The 16,919-nt window shown below is 60.9% G+C and carries 14 protein-coding genes, 1 tRNA gene and 1 other RNA gene; 9 read left to right on the top strand and 7 right to left on the bottom strand.

Annotation, left to right across the window (positions count from 1 at the left end; genetic code table 11):
- Window positions 1-210 precede the first annotated feature (210 nt).
- The 3 genes from ttrB to ttrA are packed head-to-tail and all read left to right on the top strand — an operon-like array spanning window position 211 to window position 5,034.
- On the top strand, window positions 211-948 hold the full coding sequence (gene ttrB, locus ACTJJ6_RS05340; RefSeq protein WP_143778331.1) for a tetrathionate reductase subunit TtrB: 738 nt from the start codon (window positions 211-213) through the stop codon (window positions 946-948).
- The gene (gene ttrC, locus ACTJJ6_RS05335; protein ID WP_016926959.1) at window positions 945-1,970 is read left to right on the top strand and encodes a tetrathionate reductase subunit TtrC; all 1,026 of its coding nucleotides are present in this window, start codon (window positions 945-947) and stop codon (window positions 1,968-1,970) included. The genes ttrB and ttrC overlap by 4 nt, the downstream gene beginning before the upstream one ends.
- Window positions 1,963-5,034, top strand: coding sequence for a tetrathionate reductase subunit TtrA (gene ttrA / locus ACTJJ6_RS05330; RefSeq protein WP_440803139.1), 3,072 nt, complete (start codon window positions 1,963-1,965; stop codon window positions 5,032-5,034). The genes ttrC and ttrA overlap by 8 nt, the downstream gene beginning before the upstream one ends.
- A 38-nt stretch (window positions 5,035-5,072) precedes the next feature.
- On the opposite strand, the gene ACTJJ6_RS05325 is transcribed toward ttrA, so the two are convergent.
- Window positions 5,073-5,981 carry a LysR family transcriptional regulator gene (locus ACTJJ6_RS05325; protein ID WP_016926961.1) on the bottom strand — a complete coding sequence of 303 codons (909 nt, stop codon included), beginning with the start codon at window positions 5,979-5,981 and terminating at the stop codon, window positions 5,073-5,075.
- 125 nt (window positions 5,982-6,106) lie between these two features.
- Here ACTJJ6_RS05325 and mhbT point away from each other — a divergent pair, with 125 nt between their 5' ends.
- From mhbT to maiA, 4 genes are read left to right on the top strand one after another with little or no spacing between them, the layout of a single operon-like run.
- Window positions 6,107-7,456, top strand: a complete 1,350-nt coding sequence (gene mhbT / locus ACTJJ6_RS05320; protein WP_440803141.1) for a 3-hydroxybenzoate transporter MhbT — start codon at window positions 6,107-6,109, stop codon at window positions 7,454-7,456.
- A gap of 18 nt (window positions 7,457-7,474) precedes the next feature.
- On the top strand, window positions 7,475-8,512 hold the full coding sequence (gtdA, locus tag ACTJJ6_RS05315; protein ID WP_440803143.1) for a gentisate 1,2-dioxygenase: 1,038 nt from the start codon (window positions 7,475-7,477) through the stop codon (window positions 8,510-8,512).
- A gap of 15 nt (window positions 8,513-8,527) precedes the next feature.
- Entirely contained in the window at window positions 8,528-9,229 is a 702-nt protein-coding gene (locus ACTJJ6_RS05310; RefSeq protein WP_176062883.1) for a fumarylacetoacetate hydrolase family protein, read from the top strand.
- A 20-nt stretch (window positions 9,230-9,249) separates the two neighbouring features.
- The gene (gene maiA, locus ACTJJ6_RS05305; RefSeq protein ID WP_028127735.1) at window positions 9,250-9,894 is read left to right on the top strand and encodes a maleylacetoacetate isomerase; all 645 of its coding nucleotides are present in this window, start codon (window positions 9,250-9,252) and stop codon (window positions 9,892-9,894) included.
- 139 nt (window positions 9,895-10,033) lie between these two features.
- Here maiA and ACTJJ6_RS05300 read toward each other — a convergent pair.
- The 4 genes from ACTJJ6_RS05300 to ACTJJ6_RS05285 all read right to left on the bottom strand — a co-directional run bounded on the left by ACTJJ6_RS05300 (window position 10,034) and on the right by ACTJJ6_RS05285 (window position 12,372).
- Window positions 10,034-10,163, bottom strand: a non-coding RNA gene (locus ACTJJ6_RS05300) — RtT sRNA.
- A gap of 35 nt (window positions 10,164-10,198) precedes the next feature.
- Window positions 10,199-10,275, bottom strand: a tRNA-Pro gene (locus tag ACTJJ6_RS05295).
- A 78-nt stretch (window positions 10,276-10,353) separates the two neighbouring features.
- Entirely contained in the window at window positions 10,354-12,135 is a 1,782-nt protein-coding gene (gene yejM / locus ACTJJ6_RS05290; protein ID WP_016926966.1) for an LPS biosynthesis-modulating metalloenzyme YejM, read from the bottom strand.
- A gap of 9 nt (window positions 12,136-12,144) precedes the next feature.
- Window positions 12,145-12,372, bottom strand: a complete 228-nt coding sequence (locus tag ACTJJ6_RS05285; protein ID WP_004935782.1) for a YejL family protein — start codon at window positions 12,370-12,372, stop codon at window positions 12,145-12,147.
- 211 nt (window positions 12,373-12,583) lie between these two features.
- Here ACTJJ6_RS05285 and yejK point away from each other — a divergent pair, with 211 nt between their 5' ends.
- A complete protein-coding gene (yejK, locus tag ACTJJ6_RS05280) occupies window positions 12,584-13,591 on the top strand; it encodes a nucleoid-associated protein YejK (RefSeq protein ID WP_004935779.1) in 1,008 nt (335 codons plus the stop codon).
- Between the two features lie 84 nt (window positions 13,592-13,675).
- On the opposite strand, the gene rplY is transcribed toward yejK, so the two are convergent.
- Together rplY and ACTJJ6_RS05270 are read right to left on the bottom strand one after the other, a co-directional pair.
- Window positions 13,676-13,960 (bottom strand): 50S ribosomal protein L25, encoded by a 285-nt coding sequence (gene rplY / locus ACTJJ6_RS05275; protein WP_004935776.1) that lies wholly within the window; start codon window positions 13,958-13,960, stop codon window positions 13,676-13,678.
- A gap of 162 nt (window positions 13,961-14,122) precedes the next feature.
- Window positions 14,123-15,880 carry a DEAD/DEAH box helicase gene (locus ACTJJ6_RS05270; protein WP_440803146.1) on the bottom strand — a complete coding sequence of 586 codons (1,758 nt, stop codon included), beginning with the start codon at window positions 15,878-15,880 and terminating at the stop codon, window positions 14,123-14,125.
- Window positions 15,881-16,199: 319 nt separating this feature from the next.
- On the opposite strand from ACTJJ6_RS05270, the gene rsuA reads away from it, so the two are divergent.
- A complete protein-coding gene (rsuA, locus tag ACTJJ6_RS05265; RefSeq protein WP_016926969.1) occupies window positions 16,200-16,913 on the top strand; it encodes a 16S rRNA pseudouridine(516) synthase RsuA in 714 nt (237 codons plus the stop codon).
- Window positions 16,914-16,919: the final 6 nt, after the last annotated feature.

Raw genomic sequence — 16,919 nt, 5'->3', positions numbered from 1 at the left:
AGCAGTAATAACACGACCCTCACAGCCCCTCCTGATGGGCAATCTGCCTGCCGTCACTTGTTTTAGATCAACGTTAGGTTCGGTATGTGGTTAACCACAATAGAGCTGAGCCCAATGTCATTTTTACACTGTAAATCATCGACATTGTTTATTCATCTAACGGGCATCAATAGCGTGATCGGGGTGATGCCCAGGACGTGGGAGAGGCGCATGGATTTCGGTAAACGGCAGTTTTTACAGCGGCTGGGCGTGTTGACGGCGGGGGCTTCGCTGATCCCCGTGGCGGAGGCTGGGCTGACGTTAGCGCCGACGCGGCGCGAGGGGGATGCGAGCCGCCGTTACGCGATGCTGATCGATCTGCGGCGCTGCGTAGGGTGCCAGGCTTGTACCGTGAGCTGCGCCATTGAAAACCAGACGCCGCACGGTGAGTTCCGCACCACGGTAAACCAGTACCAGGTCAGCCTCGAAGGCGAATCCGGCGCGACCAACGTGCTGCTGCCCAGGCTGTGCAACCACTGCGACAACCCGCCCTGCGTGCCGGTATGCCCGGTACAGGCCACCTTCCAGCGCGAGGACGGGATCGTGGTGGTCGACAACAAACGCTGCGTGGGTTGCGCCTATTGCGTGCAGGCCTGCCCGTACGATGCCCGTTTTATCAATCACGCCACCCAAACGGCGGACAAATGCACCTTCTGCGCGCACCGGCTGGAAGCGGGATTGCTGCCGGCGTGCGTGGAGTCGTGCGTGGGTGGGGCGCGGATCATCGGCGATATGCGCGATCCGCACAGCACGCTGAGCAAGCTGCTGCGGCGCCACGAGGCCGAGATCAAGGTCCTCAAGCCGGAGAACCAAACCGCGCCCCACGTGTTTTATCTGGGGCTGGATGACGCCTTTGTCACGCCGCTGCCGGGGCGGGCGCAGGTCGCCTTATGGGGGGAGGGACGATGAGCCGCCAACTGATGATCGCAGAAGTGCTGAGCCAGCCGCAGGCGGTGAGCTGGCTGCCGTGGGCCGTGCAATATTTCTTCTTTATCGGCATCGCCGCCTGCGCCGCGCTGCTGGCCTGCGTGTGGCGCTGGCGCGGAGGGGACAACGCCGCACGCCTGGAGCGCGCGGCGCTGTTTATCGGGCTGACGTGCGCCATCACCGCGCCGCTGGCGTTGACCGCCGACCTGCATCAAACCGCCCGCTTTTGGCATTTCTACGCCTACCCGACGCCCTGGTCGTGGATGCCGTGGGGCGCGCTGTTCTTGCCGCTGTTTACCCTGCTGATCGGCCTGTGGTTTATCGCGATTGAATTTACGCGGCTGACGGGCAGACCGGTTGCGCTGCTGCGTGGGATCGCGCCCGCCTGCGCGCTGGTGGCTATCGGCCTGCTGTTGTACACCGGGCGAGAGGTTTCCATCGTGCGCGCCCGCCCAATCTGGTTCAGCTACGGATTTCCGATCGTGATGTTCCTCAGCGCGCTGCAGGCGCTCTTGGCTTTGCTGCTGCTGACATTGCGCGAACGGCCCGATCTGCAAGCGCCGCTGGCGCGTGCGATGTTGCTGACGTTGCTGCTGCTTGGCGGGGCGATCCTGCTGTGGGGATGCGGCGATACGTTATCCGGCGCGGCGGTACGCCACTGGCTGCAGACGCAGGCGATGGCGCGCCGGTATGCCGCGGGATGGATTGCGCTGTGGGGGCTGACGCTGGCCTGCGCCGCCTGGACCGGCTATCGGCGCTTGCCGCGCGGCGGCGCGCCGCTGCTGGTGGCCGGCGCACTGGGGCTGAGCTGGCTGATGCGCTGGACGCTGTTGATCGAGGTACAAACCATTCCGAAATACAACGCGTCTAACTCCCCTTATAGCCTGCCGCTCGGCACCGACGGTTTGCTGGCGATCGTCGGCACCTTCGGGTTGTGGCTGGCGTTAATGATCATGGTGCGTGAAGCACAGGCGTTTTTACTGCGGAGAAAACAACATGGCTAAATTCACCCGGCGTCAGTGGTTGAAAGTGGGCCTGGCCTTCGGCGGATTGTCCGCTTTCGGCCTGAGCTATCGCGAAGTCGCCAAACGGGCGATTGACGGCTTGATTCACGGCACTTCAGGGCGGGTGACTCTGGATCGTATCAACGGCAACTCCCTGCCGCCCGAAGGACGGGCAATGCCGGAGTGGCAAGGCAATCCGCAGCAGGCCATCTCGATGACCCAATGTTTCGGTTGCTGGACGCAATGCGGCGTGCGGGTACGGGTGGACAGGCAGACCGACCGGGTATTGCGCATTGCCGGCAACCCGTATCATCCGCTGTCTCAGGAACGGCACGTCGACTCTGCGTTGCCGCTGCAGGACGCGTTGGCGCAGCTGGGCGGCGAAAGCGGCCTCGACGCCCGCTCCACCGCCTGCGCGCGCGGCGCCACGTTGCTGGAGGGGCTTTACAGCCCGCTGCGCGTGCTGGAGCCGATGAAGCGCGTCGGCAAACGCGGCGAGGGCAAGTGGCAACGCATCAGCTTTGAGCAGTTGATCGCCGACGTGGTGGAAGGCGGCGATCTGTTCGGCGAGGGGCATGTGGACGGCCTGCGGGCGATCCGCGATCTGGAGACGCCGATCGATGCCCGACGGCCGGGGCTGGGGCCGAAAGCCAACCAGCTATTGGTGACCAACGCCGGTGACGACGGGCGCGATAGCTTCCTGCGGCGCTTTGCCCAGAACAGTTTCGGCAGCAAAAACTTCGGCGCGCACGGCGCTTACTGCGGGCTGGCCTACCGTGCCGGTTCCGGCGCGTTGATGAACGATCTGGACAAGAACCCGCATGTGAAACCCGACTGGGAACAGGTCGAATTCGCACTGTTTATGGGGACTTCGCCGGCGCAGTCCGGCAACCCGTTCAAGCGCCAGGCTCGGCAACTGGCCAGCGCCAGATTGCGCAGCGAGTTCCGTTATGCGGTGGTGGCGCCGGCGCTGCCGCTGACCACCACGTTGGCGGACGATCATGGCCATTGGATCCCGATATTGCCGGGTACCGACTCGGCGCTGGCGATGGCGATGATCCGTTGGATCCTCGCCAACCGGCGTTATCAGGCCGCTTATCTCGCCATCCCGTCGGAGGCCGCCATGCAACGCGCCGGCGAGAAGAGCTGGACCAACGCCACGCATCTGGTGATCGCCGAGAACGAGCATCCGCGCGCGGGGCAGCATTTGACGCTGGCCGATCTGAACGGCGCCGGGTCGGCGTCGCCGCTGGTGGTCAACGGCGCGGGTGAGCTGGTGGCGGCCGAGACGTGCGACAGCGCAGAGCTGTGGGTAAGCCGTACGGTGACGCTGCACGATGGCGCGCAGGTGGGGGTGAAAAGCGGCTTCCAGTGTTTGAAAGAGGCCGCCGATAAGCTGTCGCCGGAGGCGTACAGCCGGCAATGCGGCGTGCCGGTGGCACGCATCGCGGCGCTGGCCGAGGCTTTTACCGCCCACGGGCGCAAGGCGGCGGTGATCGCCCATGGCGGGATGATGGCGGCGAACGGGTTTTACAATACCTGGTCGGTGATGATGCTTAACGTGCTGATCGGCAACCTGAGCCTGGCGGGGGGCGTGTTCGTTGGCGGCGGTAAATTCAATGGCTTCGCCGAGGGGCCGCGCTATAACCTGGTCGAGTTTCCCGGCCTGGTAAAACCGAAGGGGCTGAATATCGCGCGCAGCAAGGCCGCCTATGAAACCTCTGACGAATACCGCGAAAAAGTGGCGGCGGGCGTTTCCCCCTGGCCGGCCAGGGCGCCCTGGTATCCGTTCGTCGCCGGGCAACTGACCGAACTGCTGACATCGGCGTTGGCGGGGTATCCGTACGGGCTGAAAGCCTGGATTTCGAACATGACCAACCCCTTGTACGGTATCGCCGGGTTGCGCGGCGTGGCGGAGGAACGATTGAAAGATCCGGCGCGTTTGCCGCTGTTTATCGCCATCGATGCGTTTATCAACGAAACGACGGCGCTGGCCGACTATATCGTCCCGGACACCCATAATTTTGAGAGCTGGGGGTTCAGCGCCCCCTGGGGCGGCGTCGCCAGCAAGGCCACTACCGCGCGCTGGCCGATAGTGACGCCGGCGACCGCGAAAACGGCGCAAGGGCAGCCGATTTCCATGGAGGCGTTTTGCATCGCCGTCGCTAAACGCCTGGCGCTGCCGGGGTTCGGCGATCGCGCTATCGGCGACGGTCAGGGCGGGCAGCTGCCGCTCAACCGCGCCGAGGATTATTATCTGCGCGCCGCCGCCAACGTGGCGTTTGCCGGCAAGGCGCCGGTGCCGGCCGTGAGGGCGGACGAACTGACGCTGAGCGGCGTCGATCGCTTGTTGCCGCAGCTTGCGCAGACGCTGCGCGCCGATGAAATCGACCGCGTGGCGTTTATTTACAGCCGCGGCGGCCGATTCGCGGATCATGACAGCGGCCGCCGCGACGGCAGCGTGGGCAACCGCTGGGAGAAACCGCTGCAGATCTGGAATGCGGAAGTGGCGAAGCACCGGCATGCGATCACCGGCGAGCGTTTCAGCGGCTGCCCCACCTGCTATCCGGCGCGTTTGTCGGACGGCCGCGCGGTGGAAGCGCTCTACCCTGAACGGCAGTGGCCACTGCGCCTGATGTCCTTCAAATCCAATGTGATGAGCAGCTCCACCGCGGTGATCCGGCGCCTGCACGACGTGAAGTCGGTGAACCTGGTGGCGCTGAATCCGGCGGACGGGGCGCGTTTCGGCATTCAACACGGCGACCGGGTGCGCATCAGCACGCCGGGCGGCAGCCGCGAGGCGCAGATCAGTTTACTGGCGGGCGTGATGCCCGGCGTGATCGCGGTGGAACACGGCTACGGCCACCGGGAGATGGGGGCCAGTCAGCACTACCTGGACGGCGAACCGCTGGCGATGGATGAGCGCATCGCCGCCGGCATCAACCTCAACGATTTGGGCTTTGCCGATCCGACGCGCGAAGTGCCGAATACCTGGCTGGATTGGGTGACCGGTGCGGCGGTGCGTCAGGGGATCCCTGCGACCATCGTCAAGCTTTCCGCGTAGGCGCAGCCGTAAATCTGCTGTGGCTGCAGGTGGGGGTATTAAGCCTGCGTCAGCAGCTGCAAAAAGCGGCTCAGCGCGGCAAAAGGCGGTTCGCTGTTGCGCCAGAAGACGCCCACGCTGCCTTTCTGCTCTATCTTCGGCAGATTCAGGATCGCCAACTGCCCCTGGCTGGCATAACGCTGCGCCAGCCGTAGGGAAAGAATGGAGATCATATCGCTGCTTTGCAGCAGGTTGGTACTGACGTTCATGGATGCCGATTCAACCGTGTTTTCGGGCAGCATCACGCCGTTATCCGCCAGCGCATTATCAATGCTGAGGCGGATGGGCGTGCCGGTCGGCCAGACAATCCAGCGCCAGTGGGTGAGATCGTGCCAGGTGAGGGAGGCGAATTTTGCCAGCGGATGGTGAGGGCGGGCAACAAAGCATACCGGTTCGGTGTAGAGCACTTGATAGTTGAGCGGCAGTTGCAGCGCCCGCCCGCCAACGCGGCCCACGACGACGTCCACCGCGCCCGCGAGCAGATCGTGCAGCAGCGGGGTCATCACCTTTTCCTCAATATTGAGATGCAGCGTTGGCATTTCTTGCAGCAGGCTCAATATGGCCTGCGAAACGCAGTCGGTGGCGACCGGCGAACAGCCGATTTTCAGGCTTCCCACCAGCCCGCCTTGCTTAAAGCGGGCGATTTCAGACTGCGAACGCTCCAGATCATTGATCAAACGCTGCGCATGCTGAAGCAGCAATTTTCCCCCCTCGGAGGGGCGCAGCCCTTTGCTATGCCGCTCAAACAGCGTGATCCCAATCTCATCTTCGAGCTGTGACAACCATTTTGACAGAGCGGGTTGGGAGATGTTCATCATCCGGGCAACGTGGGTCAGATTTCCCTGCTCGCCCAACGCCACCAACATTTGCAGATGGTGAAGTTTCATTTTCTGCGCCCAGTTCGCCATTTGCTATAACCCTCCGGTTATGTCTCCGCCTGAAAAGCCATTGTACATTTTATCGCTAAGGATACAAATTCGTAACATACCTAAAACAAGACAGACATCTCCCTACCCGCACCGAGGCGCTCACTATGACTCAATGGCGTGATTTACAAGCTCTGATCGATGCTGCTCCCATCGGTAAGACGCAGTGGCGCGTTATCATCTGCTGCTTTTTGGTGGTGATGCTGGATGGTTTTGACACCGCCGCCATTGGTTTCATCGCACCCGACATCCGCGCCCAGTGGCAACTGACCGCCGGTGAACTGGCGCCGCTGTTTGGCGCGGGGCTGCTGGGGTTGACAGCGGGTGCACTGCTTTGCGGCCCGCTTGCTGATCGCTTTGGCCGCAAGCGTGTCATCGAGCTTTGCGTGGCGCTGTTTGGCGCGCTGAGCCTGATTTCGGCCTTCTCCCCCGATCTGTCAACGCTGGTCGTTTTGCGTTTTCTCACCGGCCTGGGGTTGGGGGGCGCGATGCCGAACACCATCACGATGACCTCTGAATATCTGCCCGCTCGCCGCCGTGGCGCGCTGGTCACGCTGATGTTCTGCGGTTTCACGCTCGGTTCAGCCCTGGGCGGGATCGTCAGCGCCCAACTGGTGCCGGTGATGGGGTGGCACGGCATTTTGGTGCTCGGTGGCGTTTTGCCGCTGATGCTCTTTGTGGTGCTGCTGTTTGCCCTGCCGGAATCCCCGCGCTGGCAGGTTCGCCGCCAACTGCCGCACAAGGTGATTGCCAAAACGGTCAGCACCATCACCCGAGAGTGCGATGAAGAAACCCATTTTTATCTGAGCGAAGCCGCCACGGCGGCCAAAGGCAGCATCATCCCGCTGTTTGCCGGCCGCCAGTTGCGTATCACCCTCATGCTCTGGGCGGTTTTTTTTATGAGCATGCTGATCATCTACCTGCTCTCCAGTTGGTTGCCGACGCTGCTTAACCACCGCGGTATTGATCTGCAGCATGCCTCCTGGGTGACCGCCGCTTTCCAGATGGGGGGCACGGTGGGGGCGCTGGGGCTGGGCGCGTTGATGGACAAATACAATCCCTTCCGGGTCTTGGCGGTGAGCTACGCCTTAGGCGCCGTCTGTATCGCCATGATTGGCCTGAGCGAGAACGGCCTATGGCCGATGGCGCTGGCGATCTTCGGCACCGGCATCGGCATCAGCGGTTCGCAGGTTGGGCTGAATGCCTTGACCGCCACGCTCTATCCGACGCAAAGCCGGGCGACCGGCGTCAGCTGGTCCAATGCCATTGGCCGCTGCGGCGCGATTGTCGGCTCGCTTGCCGGCGGCGTGATGATGGCGATGAATTTCTCATTCGATACGCTATTTTTCATTATTGCCGTGCCGGCGGCGATCAGTACGGTGATGTTAATGCTGCTGACGGCTGTCGTTCGCCAGTCTGCCCCAGCCCCTGATACGTTGCCTCGCGCAGCGTCGTGAATGAAAAGGAGAATCCCTATGCCTGAACGCAATCAGGATGTTAATCCCAGCCGCCAGCAGTTCTACCGGCATATTTCAGGGCAGAACCTGACCCCATTGTGGGAGTCGCTGCACCATTTGGTGCCGCCGACGCCGAGTGCAAACTGCGCCCCGGCTTACTGGAACTATCAGGCGATTCGCCCGCATCTGCTGGCCAGCGGCGAGTTGATTGGCGCCAAAGAGGCGGTTCGTCGCGTGCTGGTGCTGGAAAACCCGATGCTGCGCGGACAGTCCTCCATTACCCCGACGCTGTATGCCGGATTGCAGTTGATCATGCCGGGCGAAGTCGCGCCGAGCCATCGCCATAATCAGTCGGCATTGCGGTTTATCGTCGAAGGGAAAGGGGCATTTACCGCCGTTGACGGTGAACGTACGCAAATGCATGAAGGCGACTTCATTTTGACGCCGCAGTGGCGCTGGCACGATCACGGTAATCCCGGCGAGGAGCCGGTGGTATGGCTGGACGGGCTGGATTTGCCGCTGGTGAACCTGCTGGGTTGCGGTTTCGCGGAAGACTATCCGCAAGAGCAGCAGTCCGTGACGCGCCAGGAGGGGGATTATTTACCGCGCTATGCGGCCAATATGCTGCCGCTGCGCCACCAGAAAGGCAACTCATCGCCCATTTTCAACTACCGCTACGATCGCAGCCGGGAAGCGCTGCATGACCTCACCCGCATGGGGGACGCCGACGAATGGGAAGGGTACAAGATGCGCTACGCCAACCCGGTGACCGGCGGCTACCCCATGCCTTCGATGGGCGCCTTCCTGCAGCTGCTGCCGAAAGGCTTTTCCTCACGGAAAGCGCGAACCACGGACAGCACCATTTATCACGTGGTGGAAGGGCGCGGTCAGGTCAGCATCGGCAGCGAAACCCTTCACTTTTCGGCAAAAGATATCTTCGTGGCGCCGACCTGGTTCGACGTGTCGTTCCTGGCGGACGAAGACACCGTGTTATTCAGTTTTTCGGACCGGCCGGTTCAGGAAGCCCTGGGACTGTTCCGTGAAGCACGTTATTAATTTGGGAGAGACAAAATGACGCAATACGTATTTGCACCGCCAGCCCCCGTGACGGTTCCTGTCGTGGGGAGTGATAAACAGTTTCCCGTGCGCCGTGTCTACTGCGTCGGGCGCAACTATGCCGCGCATGCCCGCGAAATGGGCTTTGACCCGGATCGTGAGCCGCCGTTTTTCTTCTGCAAGCCTGCCGATGCGGTGGTGCCGGTGGCGGCCGGCGAAACGCTGGCGTTGCCGTATCCGTCGCAAACCGACAACTATCACTACGAAATCGAACTGGTGGTGGCGATTGGTAAACGGGGGAGCGATATTCCGCTGGAAAAGGCGCATGAATACATTTGGGGATATGCCACAGGCCTGGACATGACCCGCCGCGATCGGCAGATGGACATGCGTCAGATGGGGCGCCCATGGGAAATCGGCAAGTCGTTCGATCTTTCTGCGCCCATCGCGCCATTGCATAAAGCCGGCGACAGCGCAGACGTGAACAACGCGCCTATCTGGCTGCAGGTCAACGGCAGCGATCGCCAGCGCAGCGATATCCGCCATCTGATCTGGTCGGTGAATGAAACCATCAGCTATCTGTCCGGCTTTTTTGAGCTGCAGCCCGGCGATCTGATTTTTACCGGCACGCCGGAAGGGGTAGGCGCGGTGGTGAAAGGCGATGTGATTACCGGCAATGTAGAGGGGCTAACCCCTATCGCCGTGAAGATTGTCTGAGGCCGATTCAGAGGTGAATGATGAAGCTGTACAGTTTTTTTAATAGCTCAGCCTCCTATCGCGTGCGCATTGCGCTGGCGCTGAAAGGCCTCCATTACCAGACGGTGGGGGTCAATATTCGCATCGGGCAGCAGAATGAGCTGGCTTATCGGCGCATGAACCCGGTCGGGCTGGTGCCGACGCTGCTCACGGACGACGGCGAGTCTCTCAGCCAGTCGCTGGCGATTACCGACTGGCTGGATCGCCATTTCCCTCAGTCGCCGCTGTTGCCGGCGGCCGATCCGGCGCGCAGCAGGGTACTGGAAATCGTCTATGTCATTGCCTGTGATATTCACCCGGTCAATAACCTACGGGTGTTACGCTACCTGAGTGAAGAGCTGAAGGTGGGCGATGAAGAGAAAAAACGCTGGTATGCGCACTGGATCCGCCAAGGGCTGAGCGCCGTAGAACAGCTGTTGCTCCAGAGGCCGCCAGGCCCCTTCTGCGTTGGCGATACCCCGACGTTGGCGGATTGCTGCCTGATCCCTCAGTGGGCGAATGCCCTGCGGATGGGGTGCGATCTGAGCGGGTATCCGCGCTGTAAGGCGGTTTACGACGCCTGTACTCAGCTCCCGGCGTTCATCGCCGCGGCGCCCGAAAACCAACAAGACAAAATTTCAGCCTGAGCTTGATAAGGCGAAAGGCCGTCGCGAAAGCGAGGCGCGCAATGATCGTTGGGGGAGACAGTGGCGCAGCGGTTGCGCTCTCATCCTCTCGACGTGCAGACGAAAAAAAACCTGCTGTTACAGCAGGTTTTCTTAAATTTGGTCGGCATGAGAGGATTATGCGCATCTTCGATGCTTGCCCTGCGGGCCGTTGCTAAAGCAACGTGGTCTCACTACGTTCGGCTCAAACCTCCTTCGGAGATTCTCATCCTCTCGACGTGCAGACGAAAAAAAAACCTGCTGTTACAGCAGGTTTTCTTAAATTTGGTCGGCATGAGAGGATTCGAACCTCCGACCCCCGACACCCCATGACGGTGCGCTACCAGGCTGCGCTACATGCCGACGCTATGAAAAATCATACTACCGATTCCCGATGTTAATGCAAGCGCCTCGCCACTTGATTGCTTTAGTTTTAAGCAGTTAGTTGGCGATAAAGCGTTTTACATCGGTCAACACCTGCAACAGCAGAGCAAGCTGCGGTTTCTCGTCCTTTATCTCTTCGCCGTTCTGATCGTAGACGCGATAGTTACCGCTGTTGTCCAGCATCAGCGTTTGTGTCGGCGTGGTTATCACCAGCTGGTTGCCATCGCCGGTGGCGATCCAGTTGTTGCGGCGCTGGGCGGTGAACAGATCCTCGCCTTGCGAATAGTCTTTCGGCGCGGTTTTCACGTGCAACAGGCGTTGCATCAAGGTGCGCATGACGTCGTTATGGCCGGTCAGCTTGCTGATGGTCTGCGCTGGGGTGCCCGGCCAGTGGATCACCAACGGCACCTGTAGCTGCGCCTGGTTGAAGGCGGTGCCGGCGCCCCATTGGCCTTTGCCGCTGTCGTTGAACTCGACGCCGTGCTCGGCGGTGATTACCACCACGGTTTTATCCAGCAGGCCGCGCTGTTTCAGCGTGTCCAGCACCTGGGCTATCTGGGTATCCACATCTTGTGCGCCGGCGCGATAGCGCCGAATAAAGTCGGCCGGGACCGGTTTTTTGTCGCCTTCGGTCGGCTCGGCGCCGCTGAAGTTGATATAGGAGAACCACGGCTCTTTGCTACCCTGGTCTGCCAGCCAACGCTGCCATTGCTGGGTGGTCTGGGCGTCGCTTTGCGGCGCCGGCGTCGGCAGCGAGAAGTCGGTCAACAGGGCCTGGCGGTACAGGCTGGCATTGAAGCCATCGGAGGAGAACAGCCCCAGCTGGTAGCCCCGATCGCCGAGCGCATTGATCAGTGCTGACGGCTTGCGGCCGGCGAGCACGCTGTCCAGATAGGTCGGGGAAATGCCGTAGAACAGGCCGAACAGCCCGGTATCGGCATGGTTGCCCGAACTGTAATGATCGCTGAAACGCACGTTTTCCTGGGCGAAGCGGGTCAGGGTTGGCATGTCCTGCGCCACGTCTTTGGCGCGAATGCCGTCCACTACGATCATCAGCAGGTTATAGCCGCTGCCTTTATCGCCGTAGCTGAGATCGCTGAGCGGATACTCCACCGACACTGCTTCCGGGTTGCCCTGTTGCACCAGACGGCGCTCATACTCTTGCTGGTCGAGCAGGCCGTGTTTTTCGAGGAACTTGCGCGCGGTCATCGGGTACGAGAGCGGCAGGTTGGCCCGCTGCATGGTGATCGGGCGATAGAAGTTGGCGTCGGCCCAGATATAAATCAGGTGCGACGCGAAAAAGGCGCTGATAAACAGCGCCGCCAGCGGCTTGCCGAAGCGGCGGCGGTTCAGGCTGCGCAGCTTCTGCCAGCTCCAGGTGCCGAACAGCATCTCCACCAGGAAGATCACCGGCACGCAGATAAACATCAGCTGCCAGTCACGCGACAGTTCGCTTTGATCCGGGTTGACCACCAGATCCCACACCACCGGATTGAGGTGCAGGTGGAAATGGGAGAACACTTCGCTGTCGACCAGCAACAGCGTGAGCCCGATGGTGGCCAGCGCGGCGGAAATAAATCGCAGCAGCCGCTGCGACATCACCACGAAGGTGAGCGGGAAGATCACCAGCAAATAGCCGGCGAACACGATAAAGCTGAAATGCCCCAGCAGGCTGACAAAGGCATAGACCCGGCCCAGCAGGGATGCGGGCCAGTCGGTGACAAACAGGTAGCGGCTGCCCAGCCCAAGGGCGAGCAGGATGTTGAATAAGGCGAACCAGTGCCCCCAGCTGATCATCTGGGAGACTTTTTCACGATAACGCTGACGGTTTGTCACCATAAGTCAATATTAATGTGCTTTATCTTCACGGACAGAAGCCTGCAGGGCTTCCGCGAACGATCTTGCCAGGGTTTTCCGCTGCGCGGGGGCAACGCTGGTGTTGATCAAATTAGTGACCATGTTGCCCAGCACCATCAGGGAAAGATCGGTGGGGGTATGGTGTTTTTCCAGAACATTGACCAGCTCTGAGAGCAGTTGTTCAACGTGTTCGTCACTGTAACGGGATGATTGTGGCATAAAATTGCGCTTAGTAATCTGCAAAGTGCCCTATCTTACCGTATAGGGCAGTGATTTTCCGCTCTTTTATCACTTCCTGTCATTTGGGGAAGGGGGCGCCCGTGGCGGGGCTGCTCCTCGCAGCGCCTTTCCGGTTTGCCGCGGCTTTTTAGTATTGCAGGGCGGGGTCTTCAGTGTTTGAATACGCGCCTAAAGAACAGGAGGATTTATCATGAGTCTGGATATCGACCAGATCGCTCTGCACCAATTGGTGAAACGCGACGAGCAAACGCTGGACGTGGTGTTGCGCGATACCTTGCTTCCCACCAACGCGGCGGTGGAAGAAATGATGACGGAACTGCATCGCGTCTACAGCGCCAAGAGCAAGGCCTTGGGCCTGTTCAACGAAGGCAGCGAGCTGGCGGAAGCGCTGCGCACTTGCCGCAAGGACGATAAGGACTTTCTGGCCTTCAGCCGCGCGGCGACCGGCCGCCTGCGCGACGAACTGGCGAAGTATCCGTTTGCCGAAGGCGGCGTGGTGCTGTTCGGCCAATACCGTTATCTGGCGGTGGAGTACTTGCTGATCGCGGTGCTGAACAGCCGTAACAGCATGCGCGTCAACGAAGAGCTGGATATCAACACCACGCACTATCTGGACATCAACAACGCCGATATCGTCGCGCGCATCGATCTGACCGAATGGGAAACCAACCCGGAATCGACCCGCTATCTGACCTTCCTGCGCGGGCGCGTAGGCCGCAAGGTCGCCGACTTCTTCATGGATTTCCTGGCGGCGTCCGAAGGGTTGGACACCAAGGCGCAAAACCGTGGGCTGCTGCAGGCGGTGGACGACTACTGCGCCGATGCGCAGTTGGACAAGAACGAGCGCCAGTCGGTGCGCCAACAGGTGTACAGCTACTGCAACGAACAGCTGCAGGCGGGCGAAGAGATTGAACTGCAGGCCCTGTCGCAGGAGCTGTCGCCGGTCGGCGAGAAAGACTTCATGCAGTTCTCCAGCGAGCAAGGGTATGAGTTGGAGGAAAGCTTCCCGGCGGATCGCGGCACGCTGCGCCAGCTGACCAAATTTGCCGGCAGCGGCGGCGGCATCAGCCTGAATTTCGACGCCATGCTGCTGGGCGAGCGCATTTTCTGGGATGCGGCCACCGACACGCTGACCATCAGAGGCACGCCGCCGAACCTGCGCGATCAGCTGCAACGCCGGACCGGCAGCGGCAAGTAAGCGTGCCGAATCGCAGACAATAAAAAACGCCGCAATTGCGGCGTTCTTTATTTCGGCGTCCCGAAAGGTTCGAAAACGTAGCGATTAAACGCGAACGAAGTCGATGTGAGCCAGTTTTGGCTTGAACGGGTGACGCTGTACAGCCTGAACCTTAACTTTGGTTTCTTTACCGTCGATAACCAGAGTTACTGCTTCGCTGTAGAATTCTGGTTTAGCTTCCATGTTCTTAACAGAATCATGGTCCAATTCGATGGAAACTGCAGCTTCTTTGCCACCGTAAACGATAGCTGGGAATTTGTTTGCTGCACGCAGGCGGCGGCTCGCACCTTTACCCTGGTCTTTACGTACTTCTGCATTGATAGTGAACATTGTTTTTTCTCTTAAAAGAAAATTTACCCTGCTACAGGCGACCCAAGTAGCAAGTTCGGAATTCCGCTTTAACGCTGGGCAGGCCCAGGTAAAGCGCGCGGCATTTTAACGGAAAGCCGCCCGCAGGGCAACGAAAACCTGCCCAGATTGAGGGCCGTTCGCTCAGGCCAACTGATTGGCGCGGCGGAAACGGCCTTGATAATCGAACACTTTCTCGCGCACCTGCCAAAACTGGCCGCGTTTGCGCGCCACCACGAAATCCGGATGGCGCAGCGCCTGCTGTTGCGCCAGCACGTCGGCGGCGGTGTGCCAGGCGAACGGCACGCCCGGCGCGCGCTGGTGCGGGCGCAGGAACAGCATCTCGAACGCTTTGCGCTGCGCCGGCGTCTGCAGGCGGAAACGCTCGCTGGTGCTGGTGCCGTCCTCGTCGTAATAGGTGGCCTTCAGCCATTCGCCCTTGTCATCGCGGCCGCTCTGCAGCTCCATGCCGCCGCAGCGCAGCACCAGCGCGTCTTTCAGCTTCAGCGCCGCCTTCAGCATGTCGTCGGGATCGACCAGCACCTCCTGACACTGATGGCAGCGGCGTGCGGCGATGTCGTTCTCCGCGCCGCAGTGCGGGCAGCTCTTGAACCGGAAGCGGTAATCGCACTGTTCGCGGTGGCCGTCGTCGTCTTCCAGCCACCCCTGGCAGCGGCGGCCGTAGTGCTCGATAATGTCGCCGTTCTCGGTGCACTTGCCCCAGAACAGATTGGCGAAGCCGCAGGCCGGGCAGAACACCTGCACCGGCTGGCTGTCGCCGTGCGGCTTGCTGACGCCGACCTCCGGCGTAAACAGATCGTGCGGGTTGCCGGCGTAGTCGAGGATCAGACAATCTTCCTTGCCGGGCGCCAGCCGCAGCCCGCGGCCGACGATCTGCTGATACAGACTGACGGACTCGGTCGGGCGGAGGATCGCGATCAGATCGACGTGCGGCGCGTCGAAACCGGTGGTCAATACCGCGACGTTGACCAGATAGCGCAGCCGCTGCTGTTTGAACGCCTCGATCAGCGCATCGCGCTCGGCGGGTGGCGTTTCGGCGCTGACCAGCGCGGCTTCGCCGTTCGGCAGCAGGCCGTGGATCTCGTGGGCGTGTTCGACGGTGGCGGCGAAGATCATCACGCCTTTGCGATCCTCTGCGTATTCCACAATCTGGCTGATGATGTGCGGCGTGACGCGGTTTTGCCGCTTCAGCTCGCGGTTCAGATCCGTTTCGCTGAACAGGCCGTTGCTTCTGGCCTCCAGCCGGCTGAAATCGTACTGCACAATCGGCATGTCCAGCCGCTCAGGCGGCACCAGGAAGCCGTTCTTAATCATATAGCGCAGCGGCAGCTCATAGATGCAGTCGCGAAACAGGCTGGCGCCGTCGCCACGGGTGAAACCGTGGTAGTGATACTGGTAAATCCAGCCCTTGCCCAGACGATAGGGCGTGGCGGTCAACCCCAGCAGCCGCAGCTGCGGGTTGGTTTTCTGCAAATGCTGGATGATTTGTTGGTACTGGCTGTCGTCGTCATCGCTGATGCGGTGGCATTCATCGACGATCAGCAGCGAAAAGGCGCCGTTGAACAGCGGCAGGTTGCGCGCCACCGACTGCACGCTGCCGAACACCACTTTGCCGGCGCTTTCTTTTTGTTGCAGGCCGGCGGCGAAGATGTCCGCCTCCAGGCCGTAGGCGCAGTATTTGGCGTGGTTTTGCGCCACCAGTTCCTTGACGTGCGCCAACACCAGCACTCGCCCACGGGCGCGCTTCGCCAGTTCGGCGATCACCAGGCTTTTGCCGGCGCCGGTCGGCAGCACGATCAGCGCCGGTTCGGGACGCCGCCGGAAATGGTTGATGGTGGCTTCGACCGCTTCCAGTTGGTAGGGGCGTAGGGTAAAGGCCATAAAATGAACGCCGTAGAGTGGAATGGGCCGCCGGGTACAGGTCTTGTCGCCCCCGTTCCCATAGAAACAGCGACATTTTACGCCCCGGGCGGCCGAAAAATTTCTACTATTATGCCTTCTGCGCACGCGCGGTGCGAGAAGCGTGAAAATTACCTCTGTCGGGCAACGCGTTGTGTCGCTATACTTGTGTGACAGCAATCGCTGTTCCCCCACGCGATTCCCCCCCTGAACCTGCTATTTGCACCCGGTGCAACGGCGGGCGTCATATTTTGGCAATACGATCAATGCGATCATAACAACGACAGGCAAAGCAGATCCCATGCGATTGGACAAGTTTTTATCTCAGCAGTTAGGCATCAGCCGTGCGCTGGTCGCGCGCGAACTTCGGGCTAAACGCGTCACCGTGGACGGTGAGGTGGTGAAGAGCGGGGCGATTAAACTGACCCCGGAGCAAGAAGTGGCGTTCGACGGCAATCCGCTGCAGCAGCAGAACGGCCCGCGCTATTTCATGCTCAACAAACCGCAGGGCTACGTCTGCTCTACCGACGATCCCGATCATCCGACGGTGCTGTATTTCCTCGATGAGCCGGTCGCGTACAAGCTGCACGCCGCCGGGCGGCTGGATATCGACACCACCGGGCTGGTGCTGATGACCGACGACGGTCAATGGTCGCACCGCGTCACGTCGCCGCGCCACCACTGCGAGAAAACCTATTTGGTCACGCTGGAGCACCCGTTGGCGGAAGACACTGCGCAGCGTTTCGCTGAAGGGGTGCAACTGCACAACGAGAAAGATCTGACGCGGCCGGCGACGCTGGAGCAGGTCGACGAGCACGTGGTGCGCCTGACCATCAGCGAAGGGCGCTACCACCAGGTGAAGCGGATGTTCGCCGCCGTCGGCAACCGGGTGATCGCGTTGCACCGTGAGCGCATCGGCGCCATCGCGCTGGATGACGATCTGGCGCCGGGCGAATACCGCCCATTGACGGAAGAAGAGATCGCCAGCGTGGGCGCGCCGCACCTGCAGGACTGATAACCG

It is taken from the genome of Serratia sp. 22278, assembly GCF_052045405.1.
Classification (GTDB): domain Bacteria; phylum Pseudomonadota; class Gammaproteobacteria; order Enterobacterales; family Enterobacteriaceae; genus Serratia; species Serratia marcescens.
The sequence above is the reverse complement of the archived record's forward strand: the minus strand, read 5'-3'. Positions and strand labels throughout refer to the sequence as shown.

Excerpts from the sequence above, each read along its gene's own strand:
- ACTJJ6_RS05325 (WP_016926961.1), bottom strand. The coding sequence starts at position 5,981 with ATGGCGAACTGGGCGCAGAAAATGAAACTTCACCATCTGCAAATGTTG.
- ACTJJ6_RS05285 (WP_004935782.1), bottom strand. The coding sequence starts at position 12,372 with ATGCCACAATCATCCCGTTACAGTGACGAACACGTTGAACAACTGCTC.
- yejK (WP_004935779.1), top strand. The coding sequence starts at position 12,584 with ATGAGTCTGGATATCGACCAGATCGCTCTGCACCAATTGGTGAAACGC.
- yejM (WP_016926966.1), bottom strand. The coding sequence starts at position 12,135 with ATGGTGACAAACCGTCAGCGTTATCGTGAAAAAGTCTCCCAGATGATC.
- rplY (WP_004935776.1), bottom strand. The coding sequence starts at position 13,960 with ATGTTCACTATCAATGCAGAAGTACGTAAAGACCAGGGTAAAGGTGCG.
- ACTJJ6_RS05310 (WP_176062883.1), top strand. The coding sequence starts at position 8,528 with ATGACGCAATACGTATTTGCACCGCCAGCCCCCGTGACGGTTCCTGTC.
- ttrA (WP_440803139.1), top strand. The coding sequence starts at position 1,963 with ATGGCTAAATTCACCCGGCGTCAGTGGTTGAAAGTGGGCCTGGCCTTC.
- mhbT (WP_440803141.1), top strand. The coding sequence starts at position 6,107 with ATGACTCAATGGCGTGATTTACAAGCTCTGATCGATGCTGCTCCCATC.
- ttrC (WP_016926959.1), top strand. The coding sequence starts at position 945 with ATGAGCCGCCAACTGATGATCGCAGAAGTGCTGAGCCAGCCGCAGGCG.
- rsuA (WP_016926969.1), top strand. The coding sequence starts at position 16,200 with ATGCGATTGGACAAGTTTTTATCTCAGCAGTTAGGCATCAGCCGTGCG.
- ACTJJ6_RS05270 (WP_440803146.1), bottom strand. The coding sequence starts at position 15,880 with ATGGCCTTTACCCTACGCCCCTACCAACTGGAAGCGGTCGAAGCCACC.
- ttrB (WP_143778331.1), top strand. The coding sequence starts at position 211 with ATGGATTTCGGTAAACGGCAGTTTTTACAGCGGCTGGGCGTGTTGACG.
- gtdA (WP_440803143.1), top strand. The coding sequence starts at position 7,475 with ATGCCTGAACGCAATCAGGATGTTAATCCCAGCCGCCAGCAGTTCTAC.
- maiA (WP_028127735.1), top strand. The coding sequence starts at position 9,250 with ATGAAGCTGTACAGTTTTTTTAATAGCTCAGCCTCCTATCGCGTGCGC.